The 16,463-nt window shown below is 59.7% G+C and carries 19 protein-coding genes and 1 other RNA gene; 10 read left to right on the top strand and 10 right to left on the bottom strand.

The genetic code is table 11. From position 1 onward, the window contains the following. Positions 1-42: 42 nt before the first annotated feature. Positions 43-564, bottom strand: coding sequence for a c-type cytochrome (locus V8J84_RS03455; RefSeq protein WP_339928206.1), 522 nt, complete (start codon positions 562-564; stop codon positions 43-45). Between the two features lie 120 nt (positions 565-684). Here V8J84_RS03455 and V8J84_RS03450 point away from each other — a divergent pair, with 120 nt between their 5' ends. Then, positions 685-1,524, top strand: a complete 840-nt coding sequence (locus tag V8J84_RS03450; protein ID WP_339928205.1) for a prephenate dehydratase — start codon at positions 685-687, stop codon at positions 1,522-1,524. 86 nt (positions 1,525-1,610) lie between these two features. Here the strand turns inward: V8J84_RS03450 and V8J84_RS03445 are convergent, their stop codons facing one another. Together V8J84_RS03445 and nudC are read right to left on the bottom strand one after the other, a co-directional pair. Further along, the gene (locus V8J84_RS03445) at positions 1,611-2,078 is read right to left on the bottom strand and encodes an SRPBCC family protein (protein ID WP_339928204.1); all 468 of its coding nucleotides are present in this window, start codon (positions 2,076-2,078) and stop codon (positions 1,611-1,613) included. 76 nt (positions 2,079-2,154) lie between these two features. Further along, on the bottom strand, positions 2,155-3,102 hold the full coding sequence (gene nudC / locus V8J84_RS03440; RefSeq protein WP_339928203.1) for an NAD(+) diphosphatase: 948 nt from the start codon (positions 3,100-3,102) through the stop codon (positions 2,155-2,157). A gap of 88 nt (positions 3,103-3,190) precedes the next feature. On the opposite strand from nudC, the gene V8J84_RS03435 reads away from it, so the two are divergent. The 3 genes from V8J84_RS03435 to rsgA all read left to right on the top strand — a co-directional run bounded on the left by V8J84_RS03435 (position 3,191) and on the right by rsgA (position 6,361). Further along, positions 3,191-4,969, top strand: a complete 1,779-nt coding sequence (locus V8J84_RS03435) for a 5'-nucleotidase C-terminal domain-containing protein (protein WP_339928202.1) — start codon at positions 3,191-3,193, stop codon at positions 4,967-4,969. Between the two features lie 44 nt (positions 4,970-5,013). After that, positions 5,014-5,112: signal recognition particle sRNA small type (ffs, locus tag V8J84_RS03430), an RNA gene on the top strand. A gap of 220 nt (positions 5,113-5,332) precedes the next feature. Continuing rightward, positions 5,333-6,361, top strand: a complete 1,029-nt coding sequence (gene rsgA, locus V8J84_RS03425; protein WP_339928201.1) for a ribosome small subunit-dependent GTPase A — start codon at positions 5,333-5,335, stop codon at positions 6,359-6,361. Between the two features lie 19 nt (positions 6,362-6,380). On the opposite strand, the gene V8J84_RS03420 is transcribed toward rsgA, so the two are convergent. Beyond that, the gene (locus V8J84_RS03420) at positions 6,381-6,851 is read right to left on the bottom strand and encodes a protein-tyrosine phosphatase family protein (protein ID WP_339928200.1); all 471 of its coding nucleotides are present in this window, start codon (positions 6,849-6,851) and stop codon (positions 6,381-6,383) included. Positions 6,852-6,879: 28 nt separating this feature from the next. On the opposite strand from V8J84_RS03420, the gene V8J84_RS03415 reads away from it, so the two are divergent. The 4 genes from V8J84_RS03415 to recR all read left to right on the top strand — a co-directional run bounded on the left by V8J84_RS03415 (position 6,880) and on the right by recR (position 10,174). Beyond that, a complete protein-coding gene (locus V8J84_RS03415) occupies positions 6,880-7,251 on the top strand; it encodes a YidH family protein (protein ID WP_339928199.1) in 372 nt (123 codons plus the stop codon). A gap of 69 nt (positions 7,252-7,320) precedes the next feature. Continuing rightward, positions 7,321-9,066: a DNA polymerase III subunit gamma/tau gene (locus V8J84_RS03410; protein ID WP_339928198.1), complete on the top strand. Its 1,746-nt coding sequence runs from the start codon at positions 7,321-7,323 to the stop codon at positions 9,064-9,066. Between the two features lie 66 nt (positions 9,067-9,132). Next, positions 9,133-9,477, top strand: a complete 345-nt coding sequence (locus V8J84_RS03405) for a YbaB/EbfC family nucleoid-associated protein (protein ID WP_339928197.1) — start codon at positions 9,133-9,135, stop codon at positions 9,475-9,477. 103 nt (positions 9,478-9,580) lie between these two features. Continuing rightward, positions 9,581-10,174: a recombination mediator RecR gene (gene recR, locus V8J84_RS03400; protein WP_339928196.1), complete on the top strand. Its 594-nt coding sequence runs from the start codon at positions 9,581-9,583 to the stop codon at positions 10,172-10,174. Between the two features lie 30 nt (positions 10,175-10,204). On the opposite strand, the gene V8J84_RS03395 is transcribed toward recR, so the two are convergent. Next, the gene (locus V8J84_RS03395) at positions 10,205-10,768 is read right to left on the bottom strand and encodes a DUF4453 domain-containing protein (protein WP_339928195.1); all 564 of its coding nucleotides are present in this window, start codon (positions 10,766-10,768) and stop codon (positions 10,205-10,207) included. Between the two features lie 142 nt (positions 10,769-10,910). Beyond that, positions 10,911-11,681: a DUF1013 domain-containing protein gene (locus V8J84_RS03390; RefSeq protein WP_339928194.1), complete on the bottom strand. Its 771-nt coding sequence runs from the start codon at positions 11,679-11,681 to the stop codon at positions 10,911-10,913. A 130-nt stretch (positions 11,682-11,811) separates the two neighbouring features. On the opposite strand from V8J84_RS03390, the gene V8J84_RS03385 reads away from it, so the two are divergent. Continuing rightward, positions 11,812-12,441, top strand: coding sequence for a ribonuclease T2 (locus V8J84_RS03385; RefSeq protein WP_339928193.1), 630 nt, complete (start codon positions 11,812-11,814; stop codon positions 12,439-12,441). A gap of 214 nt (positions 12,442-12,655) precedes the next feature. After that, on the top strand, positions 12,656-13,945 hold the full coding sequence (locus tag V8J84_RS03380; protein ID WP_339928192.1) for a hypothetical protein: 1,290 nt from the start codon (positions 12,656-12,658) through the stop codon (positions 13,943-13,945). A 34-nt stretch (positions 13,946-13,979) separates the two neighbouring features. On the opposite strand, the gene fmt is transcribed toward V8J84_RS03380, so the two are convergent. From fmt to def (V8J84_RS03360), 4 genes are read right to left on the bottom strand one after another with little or no spacing between them, the layout of a single operon-like run. Then, a complete protein-coding gene (gene fmt / locus V8J84_RS03375) occupies positions 13,980-14,879 on the bottom strand; it encodes a methionyl-tRNA formyltransferase (RefSeq protein WP_339928191.1) in 900 nt (299 codons plus the stop codon). After that, positions 14,880-15,374, bottom strand: a complete 495-nt coding sequence (def, locus tag V8J84_RS03370) for a peptide deformylase (RefSeq protein ID WP_339928190.1) — start codon at positions 15,372-15,374, stop codon at positions 14,880-14,882. Then, entirely contained in the window at positions 15,374-15,835 is a 462-nt protein-coding gene (def, locus tag V8J84_RS03365) for a peptide deformylase (RefSeq protein WP_339928189.1), read from the bottom strand. The genes def (V8J84_RS03370) and def (V8J84_RS03365) overlap by 1 nt, the downstream gene beginning before the upstream one ends. Then, positions 15,832-16,353 (bottom strand): peptide deformylase, encoded by a 522-nt coding sequence (gene def, locus V8J84_RS03360; RefSeq protein WP_339928188.1) that lies wholly within the window; start codon positions 16,351-16,353, stop codon positions 15,832-15,834. The genes def (V8J84_RS03365) and def (V8J84_RS03360) overlap by 4 nt, the downstream gene beginning before the upstream one ends. Positions 16,354-16,463: the final 110 nt, after the last annotated feature.

Here is a 16,463-nt window from a genome sequence, read left to right as displayed (position 1 = left end):
GGGGACTGGCGGCTTTTGTGTGTTCACGTTGCAATCGGCAGCTTAGTCGTCAATGCTGTCCAGATAGGCAATCAGATCGGCGCGGTCTTCGATCTTACGCAGACCGTTGTAGTTCATCGATGTGCCGGGCGCCCATGCGCTTGGGTTCTCAAGGAAACCGTTCAGGTTCTCTGGCGTCCAGACTTCGGCCACTTGCGACAGTGCGCCGGAGTATGCGTCATAACCTTCGGCAGAGCCGATATCGCGGCCAACCACTCCGTAAAGGTAGGGGCCAACGCCGTTTTCGCCCTGCTCAAGCACGTGACAGGCTGTGCAAGGGCGGAATTTGCTTTCGCCCGCAGCCGCATCGGCCATTGCATAAACCTCTTCGAACGAGGGGCCTTCTTCGACGGCGACGTCCTCGCCCTCGCTTTCGACCTCGATCACGTAGGCTTGTTCGTGGTGGTCGTCGTGGCCGCCACCGCCGTGATAGATCAGCTCAGCCGCCCAGCCGCCAAGCAGGAAAACAAGGAAGGTGCCGCAAAGACCGCCCACTGCCTTGGTAATTGTCATTGTGTCGAACATGCCGCGTTCCATTCCGTTCACAGTTTTGAGGGTATCTATCCGTTTCCCTCACTGGGTTGCAAGGTATAGTCCCGCGACCAAACGCCCTTTTTGGGGGTCTGACGAGGGGAGACTGCCACAATGTCGGTTAAAATTGCCTTTCAGGGCGAACTGGGTGCCTATGGCCATCAGGCTTGTGTCGAGGCACGCCCCGGTCATGACCCCCTGCCATGCGACAGTTTCACCGATGCCATCGAGGCCGTGCGCAAGGGCGACGCGGACCTTGGCATGATCGCGGTCGAGAATTCGACCTATGGCCGCGTGGCCGATGTGCATTCCCTGCTTCCCGAAAGCGGCCTGCATATTGTGGACGAGGCATTTGTGCGCGTGCACGTCAATCTGCTTGGCAAGAAGGGTGCGCGCCTGGGCGACATCACGGCAGCGCACGGGCATCCGGTGATCCTGCCGCAGTGTTCCGTCTTTTTGCGCGACCACGGCATTACGCCTGTGACATGCTCTGACAACGCCAAGGCGGCCCGCACCGTGGCCGAGGGCGATGACATGACGCAAGCCGCTCTTGCTTCTGAGTTGGCAGCCGAAATCTACGATCTCGATATCCTTGCCCACAAGATCGAAGACCATGACCGCAACACCACGCGGTTTCTGATTATGTCGCGCGAACCCGATTACAAGAAACGAGGCGAACATGTGATGATGACCAGCTTTGTCTTCCGCGTGCGCAACATCCCTGCCGCACTTTACAAGGCGATGGGCGGGTTTGCGACGAATGGTGTGAACATGACCAAGCTGGAAAGCTATATGGTCGGCGGCACCTTCAAGGCCACGCAATTTTACGCCGAAATCGAAGGCCATCCAGACGACCGCAACGTGCAACTGGCGCTGGAGGAATTGGATTACTTCACCGACTACATGCACCTGATGGGCGTTTATCCGTCTGCCGCGCGGCGGCACGAGCGTTAGAGTCTGGACAGTCTGTAAAAACGCGACAGAAATAAACCGACGGCTGGGCGTCCGGCTTGCGCCCGAAACCAATCAGTTCGCGAGCCTTATTTGCCCTTGCGGTAGTCTTCTTCTACATTGGTCGCGAATTTACGCACCCGCGCGGCAAAGCGATCATCAAGACTGCCTTTGGCAAGCTTGAGCGATTGCAACAACAGGCGTGCGGACAGTGATTTCGCTGTCATTTCGACGCCGACAACAATCCGCGTGCGCTTGGGCGAAAGGGATACAAGCTCCATCGTCGCTTTGGCATCCAGACCGGACGACACCGTGTCCACACGCATGAAATTGGGATCATCCAGCGACACAAGCTCGGCCTGCATCTTGCGGTCCTTGTTGCGGAACTTGAATGCAACATCCCACTTGGCCCCCACATCATAGGCGTCGCCATCATCGATCCGCTTGACCTGCGCACCACGACGCAGCGCCTGTCGTTCAAACGTAGCGAAATCGCTGGCGCGGGCGAAAACATAGTCGATGGGTGCTTCAATATCCTCACGGGTCGAAAACTTCATGTGTGCTACCACGCCCCTTTTGTCTTGCTCTGATGATGTCGCGCCACTTACCGCAGTTTTGTGGCAAAAATTGGGTCTAGTCCAGCGTATCCGCCAGCCAGTTGTGTAGAAGAAAATGCGCAATGGCCCCTTCGCGGGCAGGCAGGATCGTCGGATGATTTCCGGCAAACACCTCTGTCATGTCCTCGCGGGTGACCCAGATCGCATCTTCCAGCTCGACCGGATCAAGCGTGATCTTGGTGTCCAGCGCCTCGCCCGCGCAGCCGAACATCAAAGATGCGGGAAACGGCCATGGCTGGCTGGACAGATACCGCACGGCACCGACCCTGATGCCCGCCTCTTCAAATACCTCGCGGCGCACCGCGGCCTCGATCGGTTCACCGGGTTCGACAAAGCCTGCCAAACACGAATACATGCCATCCGGCCATCCCGGTGACCGGCCCAACAGCACCGAATTTCCGTGTGTGATCAACATGATCACGACAGGGTCGGTGCGCGGGAAATGCTTTGTGCCGCAATTGGGGCAATCACGCTGCCAGCCCATCTGCGCCGATACGCTTTCGGTGCCGCAGGCCGCACAAAACCGGTGCGACCGATGCCAGTTCAAAACCGCTTTGGCCGTGGCAGCAAGTTCCGCATCGCGGGCCGTCAGACGTGTCATCACCGCGCGCAATTCAGCAAACTGGTGATCTTCTGGCAGTGCCGGATGCTGCTGAAGCGACGGATCAAGAAAAGTGTTCAACGCCGCATCATCCAGATCATCCGGCGTCCACCCGCTCAGGTCTGATGCAAAAATCGGTCCGGTTTCGTCACGGCCCAGAAACAGGATCATATCCGACGCATCCGCCATCACCGGATCGCCTTTCCGCACGTAAGCCAGCGCATCCCCGGCAAGCAGTGGTTTGCCTTGCCACATCAGCATGATGCGGGCATCGGGGTCATCAATCAGGGCTGTATTTCCGCGTTCTTCGGCGGCGCGGTTCAGGCCGCTGCCACCGAATGTCACTGTCTCTGCATGTCTCATGCGGCTGCAATGCCACGCGCCAGAAACGAATTCAAATGAAACCCATCATCTGGCAGTAATGCCAAATACTTCCCGCTAAGGTTGCACTATGACACGCCGATCTGCACCCCCCACCGCAACGCTGCGCATTTTGCAGACGACAGACCTGCATATGGCGCTGCTACCCTATGATTATGCGACGGATACAGAGCGGGCCGGCGGCAGTCTGGCGGAACTGGCCCCGATTATTTCCAAACAGCGCGCTGATGCGGATGCGAGTCTTCTGTTCGACACAGGCGATTTTCTGCAAGGCAATCCCTTGGCCGATCTGGTATCCCGTCAGGGCCCGATGCCCAAAGCACACCCCATGATCAGCGCCATGAATATGCTGGCCTATGATGCCGTTGCACTGGGCAATCACGAGTTTGACTACGGCCTGATCCCCTTGATGCGCGCGCTTGACGATCTGTCATGCCCCGCACTTTTGGCAAACGTCACAACAGAAGATGGCGCGTCATTTTTTCAAGCATCCGCGATGGTGGCCCGTCAGGTGACGGCAAGTGATGGCATGGGCTACCCGCTCAGGATCGGGGTGATCGGGCTGTTGACCCCGTCCACCCTGCTAACGCCGGATGAAGACGATCCTGCGCAATTACAGGTGCACGCCATGACCACGGCGGCAAAGACCGCTGCAACAGCGCTTCGGGCTGATGGCGCTGACATTGTCGTGGCACTTTGCCACGCGGGGATCGCGCGCGACACGCATTTCGAAACCGCCAGCGATGTGGCAGCCCTGCCCGATATTGATGTTGTGCTGGGCGGTCATGTCCACAAACGCTTTCCGGATGCTGATGACGCGCCGACTGTCACCGTTGCTGGCAAGCCCGCTTTGATGGCTGGCGCTTTTGGACAGCATCTGGGCCAGCTTGATCTGCACCTGGCAAGAACGGACGACAGCTGGCAGATCAAAAGCCATGCCGCCACATTGATCCCAGCGCAAGCTTCATCACAGGCCGCTGACAAGAACATCGTAAAGCTCGCCGCCCCTGCGCATGCCCGCACGCTGGATCATATCCGACAGCCGATTGCCGCAGCGGCCGTGCCGATTCATAGCTTCTTTGCCCGCGTCGCGCCGGATCGCAGCCTCCAGCTTTTGTCTGATGTAATCAAATCCGCGATGCAGACCGCATTGCCTGATCCCAAAGACGAGTTACCTTTTCTGACTGCGGTTGCCCCGTTCAGCACCGGCGCAAACGGAAACGCGGGGCAGTTTGTCAACATTCCCGTGGGCCGCATCACCATGCGCACGGCACGCGCCTTATATCCCTTTGACAACAAACTGGTCATCGCACGCCAAAGCGGATCGGAGATACTGGCCCGCCTCGAAAAATCGGCAGAGCAGTTCTGCACGGTTGCCCCACACGTGCAGGATCAGGTTTTGCTGAACCCCAATGTGCCAGCCTATAACAGCGACACAATCTTCGGTTTGACCTACCGCATTGATCTGACCAAATCCGCCGGTCACGGGCGCGTTCATCATGTGCGATACAACGGGCGTCCCGTGAACGGTAATGACCAATTCCTTATCGGGATGAGCACCCATCGCGCGATGGGCGGCGGCGGCTATGCGCGGGTCCGCGACGAACAGATCGTCTATCAAAGCCCCTACGCGATCTTTGCGCATCTGCTGGCCTATCTGCGTCACCAACAATCCATCAGCCCTCCGATGAAACCGGTTTGGCAGTTTGACCCCATTGCAGATGCCTCAGCCGTTTTCCGCACCAGCGCTGCCGCGCCCGCGCATCTTACGACCGCTGGAAGCAAGATCACCCAAACGGCAGGGCATGACGATGGCTTTGCGACATATCGCCTGACCTTCGCGGGGTAAAACCCAACGCTTGCACGACATGCCATCCCGTCCTATATGAGCGGTGAGAGGTTGGCGCGGGCAAGTGCCTCGCCAACCTGGTCAGGTCCGGAAGGAAGCAGCCACAACGAGCCCCACTTGGGTCGATGTCCAGCCTCTCACCCTAGCGATTTTTGCTTTGCAAAAACGCGTCGGCCGATAGAACGTTCTTTGCGTAGCAAAAACGTGGAATCGGCGGGGTCAATGAAAACGCATCAGCCACGCGGGAGGATCACTATGATTGTCATCACACACCTTCCGGTTCGGGCGCGCTGATCATTTCCGCTGCCCTGACTGCTCTCCGGCATTTCGCCAGACTGCAACCCTTATCCAAAGGGCAACCCATTGACCAATGACATCACACTGCAAGACCTTGGCTGGTCAGCGCATTACCAATCGCAACTTGATATCGACGAGGTTGGCACAACCACCCCTGCCCGCATCAACGGCGTGCACCGCACCCAAATCGCGGGCCTAACCACCGACGGCGCGGTTGATCTGACGCTGGAACCCGGCATGTCCACAGCCGAGATCGCCGTGGGCGACTGGGTGCTGTGCGATCCCAAAGAGGCGCGGATGATCCGCCGCCTTGACCGCAAGTCCACCCTGCAACGCGGGTCCGATTACGTGCACGGCGAACGCCAGTTGATCGCCAGCAATATCGACACGCTGTTTATCATGACGTCCTGCAACGCTGACTTTAATGTGGCACGGCTGGAACGCTATCTGGCGCTGGCCCATGACGCAGAAATCACGCCCGTCATCGTCATCACCAAGGCCGACCAGACCGACGACCCCGATCATTACATCTCGCAAGCCCAAGCACTGGGCCGCGACCTTGAAGTCATCGCGATTGATGGCCGCAACGTAGGTGACGCGCTTGATCCGTGGTGCGGCAAAGGCCAGACCGTCGCACTTGCCGGATCATCCGGCGTGGGCAAAACCACGCTTGCCAACGCGCTGACAGGTGGTGAAGCCGCAACCCAAGGCATCCGCGAGGACGACGCGCGCGGGCGGCACACCACCACAGGCCGCAGCCTGCATCGCCTGCCGTCGGGTGGCTGGCTGATCGACACACCGGGTATGCGCGGGCTTGGCGTGGCGGACGTGGCCTATGGCATCAACGCGACCTTCCCCGAGATCAGCGAGCTTGTGGACCAATGCAAATTCCGCGACTGCAAACACGAAGGCGAACCGGGCTGTGCCGTGCAAGCCGCCGTGGCGGCTGGCGACATCGACCCTGATCGCCTCAAACGGTTCCGCAAGCTGATCCGCGAGGACATGATCGCGACCGAAACGCTGGCCCAGTCACGCGAACGGCAAAAGAAGTTCGGAAAAATGGTGAAATCAGCGATGAGCAAAAAGCGCCGCTGACGGATCGTAGGGCGGGGTTTCACCCCGCCTGCGCTGCCCAGGAAAATTGCGCATCAGTCTCAACCGCGCATGGCCGCACTGCCCTTAAACGTGCCAAAGCAGCCTCCGCCGTTTCGCCACTTTCGACCATCAGCCGCAGCGCGATCATCCCGGATCGTCCACAGCCGCCTTTGCAATGCACCAGCACGCGCCCACCCTGCGCAAGCATCTCTCGCACCGGGCGCAAATCCGCTTCAAACCCGTCGTCCGGCACCCCAAAATCCACAATCGGCAAATGCCAGACGGTCACACCAGCAGCCCGCAAATCGGCGTGCCATGTGACCGCTTCGTCCAACTCAACCGCTTTCGTCAGGCTCACAACGCCATCAGGCGTCCATGCCAGCACACGCGCCAGATCGCCGGCATAATCGCCGCCCCGCCCCGGCAGTGGCGACAGGCCAATTGTGCCGCCGGCAACAGGCAGATCATACACCGCAAAGTCAGTCGTCATTCGTGTCCTCCCGTGCTAATCCAACCACATGACAGAGAACACTGACAGCACCGAAATGGCGCAGGATCGGACCGACTGGGCCGAAGACCGGACCGCGATGGCAAACGAACGCACGTTTGCTGGCTGGATGCGCACTGGCATGGCCTGCATCGCGCTTGCCGTCGGTCTTAAGGCCGTCTTTGGCGAATTTGACCCCACATGGCTGGCAAAGGCGGTTGCCACTCTGTTTCTGATCGGCGCTATCGCCATTTTCTGGTCCGCCCGCAATCGCGCAAAAGCCACGCAAAAGCGCCTCGAAAGCCGTACAGCGGAGCTTCAGCCCGCCAGCAACTTCACGCTGCTGGCCAGTCTTCTCACAATCGGTGCCATCACAACCGGCGCCATTCTCTGGGTGCTCTAGCAGCGGTTTACGACGGCGGCCCACGCCCGTAGTCTGCGGTGATCCGCGAATCCTGCATGAAAGTCACCAATGTCCGACCAACCCGCCTATCAGGTCCTCGCCCGTAAATACCGGCCCGAGACATTTGCCGATCTGGTCGGGCAGGATGCGATGGTGCGCACGCTGAAAAACGCGTTTGAAGCGGACCGCATCGCGCAGGCCTTCATCATGACGGGCATCCGCGGCACCGGCAAAACCACGACCGCACGGATCATCGCCAAGGGCATGAACTGCATCGGGCCGGATGGCAACGGCGGTCCGACGACAGAACCCTGCGGCGTGTGCGAACATTGCGTGGCGATCATGGAAGGCCGCCACGTTGACGTCATGGAAATGGACGCCGCATCCCGCACAGGCGTGGGCGACATCCGCGAGATTATCGATTCTGTGCACTACCGCGCGGCCTCCGCCCGCTACAAAATCTACATCATCGACGAAGTGCACATGCTGTCGAAGAACGCGTTCAACGCGCTTCTCAAGACACTCGAAGAACCCCCCGCGCACGTCAAATTCATCTTTGCGACGACCGAAATCCGGCAGGTGCCCGTGACCGTCCTGTCCCGCTGCCAACGGTTTGACCTGCGCCGGATTGAACCCGAAACGCAAATCGCGCTACTGCGCAAAATCGCCGATGGCGAAGGGGCCGAGATTGCCGACGACGCACTCGCCCTGATCACCCGCGCCGCAGAAGGCTCCGCCCGTGATGCAACCTCGCTGCTGGATCAAGCCATCTCCCACGGCGCTGGCGAAACCACCGCCGACCAAGTCCGCGCCATGCTGGGCCTTGCCGACCGTGGCCGCGTGCTGGACCTGTTCGACATGATCCTGCGTGGCGAAGCCGCCGATGCCCTGACCGAGCTTTCCGCCCAATATGCCGACGGGGCCGACCCGCTGGCCGTGCTGCGCGATCTGGCCGAGGTCTGTCACTGGGTCAGCGTCATCAAGATCACGCCCGACGCCGCCGAAGACCCCACCATCGGCCCCGACGAGCGCACGCGCGGCCAGACGATGGCCGACACCCTGCCGATGCGCGTTCTCACCCGCATGTGGCAAATGCTACTCAAGGCACTGGAAGAGGTCGCAGCGGCACCCAACGCGATGATGGCCGCCGAAATGGCCGTGATCCGCCTGACGCATGTGGCCGATCTGCCCACGCCCGAAGAACTGGTGCGCAAGCTGCAAAACGCGACTCCTCCACCATCGGGCGGTCCGTCAGGCGGCGGCGCACGCCCCGCGCCAACGGGTGGTGCAACCGCAATCTCGCAAACCCCGGCGCCCACGCACAGCGGCCCGTCCGGCCCCTCTGCGCAGGCGGCCACCGCGCTGGCCACCGACGCCCTGCAGCACTACGCGACGTTCGAAAGCGTCGTGGAACTGATCCGCGCCCACCGCGATGTGAAACTGTTGGTCGAGGTCGAAACCGGCCTGCGCCTTGTCGCTTATCAACCCGGCCGGATCGAGGTGAACCCGACCGCTGACGCCGCCCAAGACCTGATCGGGCGCTTGGGCTCGCGTCTGCAAGCATGGACCGGAAACCGCTGGGCCATCACCGTGGTCAACGAGGGCGGCGCGCCCACCATTGCCGAGGTGCGCGATGCCGCCGAAAACGCGCTGCGCAAACAGGCCGAGGATCACCCGCTGGTGCAAGCCGTGATCGCCGCCTTCCCCAAGGCCAAGATCACCGAAATTCGCACCGAAGAAGAAAAGACCCAAGACGCGTTCGAGGATGCCCTGCCCGAGGTCGACGACGAATGGGATCCGTTCGACGATAGCTGATCCCCTTGCCCCACGCCGCCACAGCCCATATCTGTGATGCAACGCGATAAATAAAGGAACACGCTTATGCTCAAAGGTCTCGGTGGCCTTGGCGATATGGCCAAGATGATGAAATCCGCTCAGGAAATGCAGGGCAAAATGGCCCAGATGCAGGAAGACCTCGACCTGATCACAGTGCAAGGCGAAAGCGGTGCTGGCCTTGTGAAAGCCACGGCGACTGCCAAAGGCGAGTTGAAGGGCCTCGATATTGATCCGTCGATCTTCAACGGCGACGATAAAGAAGTGGTCGAGGACCTGATCCTTGCCGCGATCAAGGATGCGCAGCAAAAGGCGCAGGAACGCTCGCAAGAAGAAATGTCCAAAATGGCAGAAGGTCTTGGCCTTCCACCGGGCATGAACCTCCCATTCTAAGGCGCAACATTCTGCTTCTTTTGGACAAAAATACTTCCGCCGGAGGCACCAGACTTTTTCACAAAGTCTGGTTACAAATTCTGTTTCAGAATTTGGTCCGCACATGAGCAATGGCACCGACGACCTTGATAACTTGATTGCGTTGATGGCAAAGCTGCCGGGTCTCGGCCCGCGCTCTGCCAGACGCGCGGTGCTGCACCTGATCAAAAAGCGCAGCTTGCAGCTGATCCCGCTGGCCGAAGCCATGCACCGCGTCGGCGCCACCGCCCGCGAATGTCTGAACTGCGGCAACATCGGCACCACTGATATTTGCGACATCTGCATGGCCGATAAACGCGCCACAGGGCAGATTTGCGTGGTCGAAAATGTGGCCGACCTGTGGGCGATGGAGCGGTCACAAGTTTTCAAAGGGCGCTATCATGTCCTTGGCGGTACCCTGTCCGCATTGGATGCGATTGGACCCGATGAATTGCGCATCCCCAAGCTGCTTGACCGCATCCAAAGCGAGGAGATCACCGAGGTGATCCTCGCCCTCGGGGCCACAATCGACGGGCAGACCACCGCACATTACATCGCGGACCAACTGCCCGGTGTCACCGTCACCTCATTGGCGCAGGGTGTGCCTGTTGGTGGCGAACTCGATTATCTTGACGATGGCACCATCACAGCCGCCCTCAACGCGCGACGGCAGCTGTAGACTGCGTATTTCTGGCAATTTCAGCCGCGCCTAGCCGGCCCACCCGTCACACATCTCATTGGACAGCTCTGGCAGAAATGCCCACCCCTCTGCGACACGTTGGGAATTGCGGATTGCATAGACGTATTCCCACGGGCCCTGCCGGTCGAACTGGAACAGGATGTCATCGCCCGCCTCTACGGCGCCGACAGTATCAGCATGCCCATGCGATGCCGTGCCAAGGTAAAGCAGCGCACCGCGCCATCCGATGCAGGCGCTTTCCCCATCCTGCCGCACAGGCAATTCGATCATCTGCGCGCGGGCGGCCATATCGGGCAGGTCGTGGTTGAGGCTGGTCGTATCAATCGCGCAATTCAGCAGCGTTTCCATCTCGCGGATCGCGGCCACAGCGCGGGTGTCATAGGGCTCTGACAGGGTCACGTCGGTGCCGGTGCATCCGTCACTGCCAAAGACCGACTGACCCAGCGGCGAGCCAAAGCAATAGCCCGCGCGGGCAAAAGCCAGATTGCGCATCGCCCATAGATCGGCGCAAACAGTATCGGCTTTAGCGGTGAACGGCAGCACTGCCAAGAAAAGTGCAAAGAGGCGGGTCATGAAATCACCTTTGATCGTTTGAAATACGCAAAGGCTAGCGCGGGATGTGAAACGCAGACAAGTCAGGACGCCCCGACCATCACAAAACGAAAAAGCCCCGAAGATCACCTCGGGGCTTTGACGATTGTATCTGACAAAAGGATCAGTCCTTGTCGTCGTCCGTGTCCGCATCGTCGGGCAGGTTGAAGAAGCTGTCGGCGTCAGAAACGTCGCGGGTATCTTCTTTTTCTTCGTCCGCGTCGTCACCGTCGCGTGGGTCTGACAGGCTGAATGTTTCAAGACCTGCGATTGCGCTTGGCATCTTGGGTTCGGCGGGCATGCCCAGCGACTGCTCTGTGCTGACCAGCTTGCGGCGTTCGTCATCCGACATTACGCCGCCTTCCTTGGCTTTCTTGGCGTTTGCTTTTTGCACGGCGGCGTCAAGTTCGCCCTGCTTACACATGCCCAGTGCCACGGGATCAATCGGGTCGATGTTGTTGATGTTCCAGTGCGTCCGCTCGCGGATCGCCTGAATGGTGGGCTTTGTGGTGCCGACCAGTTTGGAGATCTGACCATCGGACAGCTCGGGGTGGAACTTGACCAGCCACAGGATCGACGCAGGGCGGTCCTGACGCTTGGACAGCGGCGTGTAGCGCGGACCACGGCGCTTTTCCTCACCTTGGGCGGACTGGTTGAACTTCAGCTTCAGCTTGTGCAGCGGATTCGCCTCTGCCTTATCGATCTCTTCCTGCGTCAGCTGGTTGTTGGCAATCGGGTCAAACCCCTTCACGCCAGTGGCCACGTCGCCGTCAGCGATGCCCTGCACCTCAAGTTCATGGAAACCGCAGAAATCCGCGATCTGCTTGAACGTCATGGTGGTGTTATCGCACAGCCAGACAGCGGTTGCCTTGGCCATAATCGGTGTATTCGACATCATATATCTCCTGTCATCAGACATGCCTCTCCCGCGCCCTTGAGGGGGCAGACCGTTTCCGGCCGGGTTCGCATTGTCGGGGAACTTGGGGTGTATATAGTGGCCCCGACCGAATTAGGAAAGACCCCAAATGTTGCGACTGATTGCGATGCTTTTGACCCTTGCCGCGCCTGCCCGTGCGCAGGACGTGGCGGGAGAGTTTGATTACTACGTGCTGTCGCTGTCTTGGTCCGCAAACTGGTGTGCTTACGAAGGCGACGCCCGTAATTCGCCGCAATGCGACGGGTCCGAGGATTTCGGCTGGATTTTGCACGGGCTTTGGCCGCAATACGAACGCGGCTATCCGGCGGACTGCCGCAGCAATTTCCGCAATCCCACGCGCACCGATACCGCCGCGATGGCCGATATCATGGGCACGTCCGGTCTGGCGTGGCACCAGTGGAACAAGCACGGCGTCTGTTCGGGGCTGGACAGCGAGGACTACTACGCCCTGTCGCGACTGGCCTATGGCAAGATCAACCGCCCCGCAGCATTTCGCGGCCTGACCGACACGGTGACATTGCCTGCATCCCTGATCGAAGACGCATTTGTTCGCGACAATCCGGGGCTGGACCCGGACGGGATCACTGTGACGTGCCGCCAAAGCTATATCCAAGAGGCCCGCATCTGCCTCACACGCGATCTGGAGTTCCGCACATGCGGTGGCGAAGTAATCCGCGACTGCACATTGGACAGCGCCCTGTTCGAACCGATGCGCTAACGCGCGCGCGCGACGATACAACCAATAGATGATTTATACAGTCCGGTTTTCCGCTAGGGGGGAATCGCGAACATGGGCGCGCAAGTCAGGCTCGCCTGTCTGACCAAGCCTTGCCGTCTCATCCAATCTTGCCATGTGCCGCCAATATTTCAGGCACAGCAAAGGCCCCCGATTTCAACGGGCCATTTTTGAAAAAGCAAATTGGAGAAAACAAATGACTGATACAGTCGCATTCGTGTCCGGCGACACGACATTTTCACCCGACATGCGCGAGCTGATCCGCCAGACGGTCGAGACGCTCAAGCTGGATATTGTTCAGGGTCTTGCCTTTGAGCAGTCGCCAAAGGTGTTCCGCAGTCAGGGCATCCGCAAGAACCCGTCAAAGCTGGGCGGCATTGTTGCGTCCCGCCTGAAGTCACTGAGCAAGGAAACCAAGTTCGCGCGGCCTGACTACAGCAAATCCCTGCCGTTGCAGCAGCTTTACACCGGCGACATCCGCAACCTTGCGCGCAAGCATAATGTTGAACTGATGTCCAAGGTGCCGGTTGTAGACCAAACCGATCACGCCAAGGCGCTGGGGTTCATCGCGCGGGACATCGCAAATGAAGACCAGATCAAGAACCTGCACGAAAACCTGTTCGCAATCGAGGTAGACCCCGAGACCGTCAAGATGGATGCCAAGGCAGCACTGCATGCCGCCCTTCCATCGCTTGAGGTCAGCCCGGCGGTCGCACGCATGATTGCGGACCGGCAAAAGCTGGTTGGCGTGATCGACTGGTCCAAGATCTTTGCAGACATCAGTGACGGCAGCGATAATGACGGTGACGACGAAGAACCCGCCGATCCGATCCAGCTGAACCGTGGCCTGAAGTTCCGTTTGCACCGCGTGAAATGCGTGGACGAAACCAACCCCGAATGGCCGGGCGACGATGAAATCGCAGCTGGTGGCGTGGCCGTGAACTGGAACGAGGACACCACACAGATCAACGAATTTCGCGTGGGCAATTCTTTTGATGACGGTGAAAGCAAATTCTACAACCCGCCGCGCGTTCTGAAGAACTTCTCGCTTGATGACGCTGAATTTCCGGCCGATTTCATGGTGGCTATGGCCTTGGCCGAAAAGGACAATGGCGGCCTGTCCAAGTTCATCGATGATCTGTGGGAAGCCATCCGCGACCATGTGGAGGTGATCCTGATCGCAGTTGGCGCAGCCGCTGGTCTGGCCATTGGTGCGGGCGTTGGCGGCACCGTCGGCACGGCCATCGGTGGCCCGCTTGGCACAATCATCGGTCTGGCAGCCGGTGCCATCATCGGCGCGCTTGTGGGGTGGCTGATTTCGGCTCTCAAGGATGATATCTTTGAACCGCAATCAGCAGCCGTGCGCCTGCCATCACATGACAGCGCCTTTGCCGGAGGCAGCCTGACGTCGCCAACGATGACGCTGAACTTCCGCAATCATGGCGGGCACTACCGCGCCTACTATTCTTGGCAGATTGTCCGGTAGAACACTGGCGGGGCGGCATTTGTCGCCCCTGCCTTCAGATCAGGCGGTCACCCAGATCAAGCCCACGCAGCGCATCAGCCGCAGCCATGGGCCGTTTGCCCGCCCGCTGCACAACGGTGGCGCGCACCGCACCTTCGCCGCAAGCAATGGTAAAGCCGTCCAGCGCTGCACCAGCCGCACCTGCTCCGTCAGCAACCTCGGCGGCCAGCAGCTTGACCCTTTCGCCAGCCACATCGCACCACGCCCCGGGAAAGGGGGACAGACCGTTGATGTGGTTTGCAACTGTCGTGGCAGGTTGCGCCCAATCAACCCGTGTTTCCGATTTGTCGATCTTGGCGGCGTAGGTTACGCCCTCATCCGGTTGCTGTTCCGGCGTCAGATCATCCAACTGCGCCAAAGCATCCACGATCAGCCGCGCGCCCATATCCGACAAACGGTCGTGCAACGCGCCGGTTGTCTCACCCACGCCGATGTCGGTTACCTCGCGCAATAGCACCGGCCCGGTATCCAGCCCCGCTTCCATCTGCATGATGCACACACCGGTTTCCGCATCCCCCGCCATGATCGCGCGATGGATCGGGGCGGCCCCCCGCCAGCGCGGCAGTAGAGAAGCGTGAATGTTCAGGCACCCGCGCTTTGGCGCATCCAAAATCGCTTGCGGCAGGATCAAACCATAGGCCACGACAACGGCGATATCGGCATCAAGCGCGGCAAATTCGGCCTGCGCATCTTCGCCTTTTAAAGATACCGGATGCCGCACCATCAGCCCAAGCTCTTCTGCCTTGACCTGCACAGGGCTTGGGCGGTCCTTCTTGCCACGTCCCGCAGGGCGCGGCGGCTGCGAATAGACGCAAGCCACATCGTGCCCAGCGGCGACGAGCGCCTCTAGTACCGGCACCGAAAAATCAGGCGTGCCCATGAACACGACACGCATCTAACGGCCCGCCTTTTGCGATTTGCGCACCAGCATATCGCGCTTGGTTTTGCTAAGACGGTCGATATACATCTTGCCCGCCAGATGATCGATCTGGTGCTGCACAGAGGTCGCCCAAAGCCCCACAAAATCCTTACGGTCCCAGATGCCCAGCTCGTTCAAATAGCGCACAGTCACCGCGCGAGGTCGCGTGATTTTGGCACGCACATGGGGCAGGTTGGGAGAGCCTTCTTCGTGGTCGCGCATCTCGATAGAGCTATGCAGCACCTCGGGATTGGCCATTTTCACGGCCTGCCCCCGCTTGTCACTGGCATCCACGACGGCCAGCGCCAGCCCGATCCCAAGCTGGGGCGCGGCCAGCCCCACACCGGGCATTGCGTCCATCGCCTCAATCATTTCATCCCAGATCGCCCGCACCTCGTCTGTGACCGCATCCACCTTCTCAGCTGGTTTGCGCAGTGCTGCGTGCGGGTACATGACAAACGGTCGGTGCATCAGGCGGCCCTTTCGGGGTCAGTGATCAGGATACCGTCAAGATGATCGGCCTCGTGCTGGATACAGGCGGCAGCAAAGCCGTCAAACGTGCCGCGATGGGGCGCACCTGTCACGTCCTGCCATTCCACCGTCACCGCATCGGGCCGCGTCACATCGGTCAGATCGCCCGGAATGGAAAGACACCCTTCGGGCTGGGTCAGCATGGCATCGGAACGCTCCACAATCACGGGGTTCACGAATATCTGTGGATTCGGATCGCCTGTCTTCCAATAAGCGTCCATCACGAACAGCCGCTGCGTGATACCCACCTGCGGAGCGGCCAGCCCACGCCCCGGTGCGGCATACATCGTCTCGAGCATGTCATCGGCCAAAGCGGCCAGATCGACACCAAACACGTCCACCGGTCTACATACCTGCCGCAGCACGTCATCAGGAATCAGCCGGATCGTGAGAACGGTCATCCCCGCGCCATCTCGCGCTTGAGCTTAACCATCTTGCGTGTGATCATCTGGCGCTTCAACGGCTTAAGGTAGTCGATAAAGAGCTTGCCATCGAGGTGATCAATCTCGTGCTGAACGCATGTCGCCCACAGCCCGTCAAAGGTTTCCTGCTGCTCTTTCCCGTCCAGATCCTGCCACTTCACCTTCACGCATGTCGGGCGTGTGACCTCTGCAAACTGATCGGGGATCGACAGGCAGCCTTCCTCATAAACATTCTGCTCTTCGGACGACCAGATCACCTCAGGGTTCAACAACACCATCGGTTCCGGCGTCGCGTCCTCTTCCTTCACGCAATCCATCACCAGCATCCGCTTCATAACGGCAACCTGCGGCGCGGCCAGCCCGATACCCGGCGCATGATACATCGTTTCCAGCATATCATCAGCCAGACGGCGCAGATCGTCGTTGAACGCGGTCACGGGTTCTGTCGTCTTTTTAAGACGCGGATCGGGATGGATCAGGATATTTTTCAAGGTCATACCCGCGATGTAGTCCAACCTCTGCGTCCTCGCAAGACATGGGCGTTTTCGCTTGCACCTCTGCCGTCATCCTTTCAGGCTAACGCCAAGGCAACACGAGGCAGACATCC

Origin of the sequence: Yoonia sp. 208BN28-4 (assembly GCF_037543925.1) — a bacterium.
GTDB lineage: Bacteria > Pseudomonadota > Alphaproteobacteria > Rhodobacterales > Rhodobacteraceae > Yoonia.
This window is presented reverse-complemented; position numbering and strand designations above follow the sequence as displayed.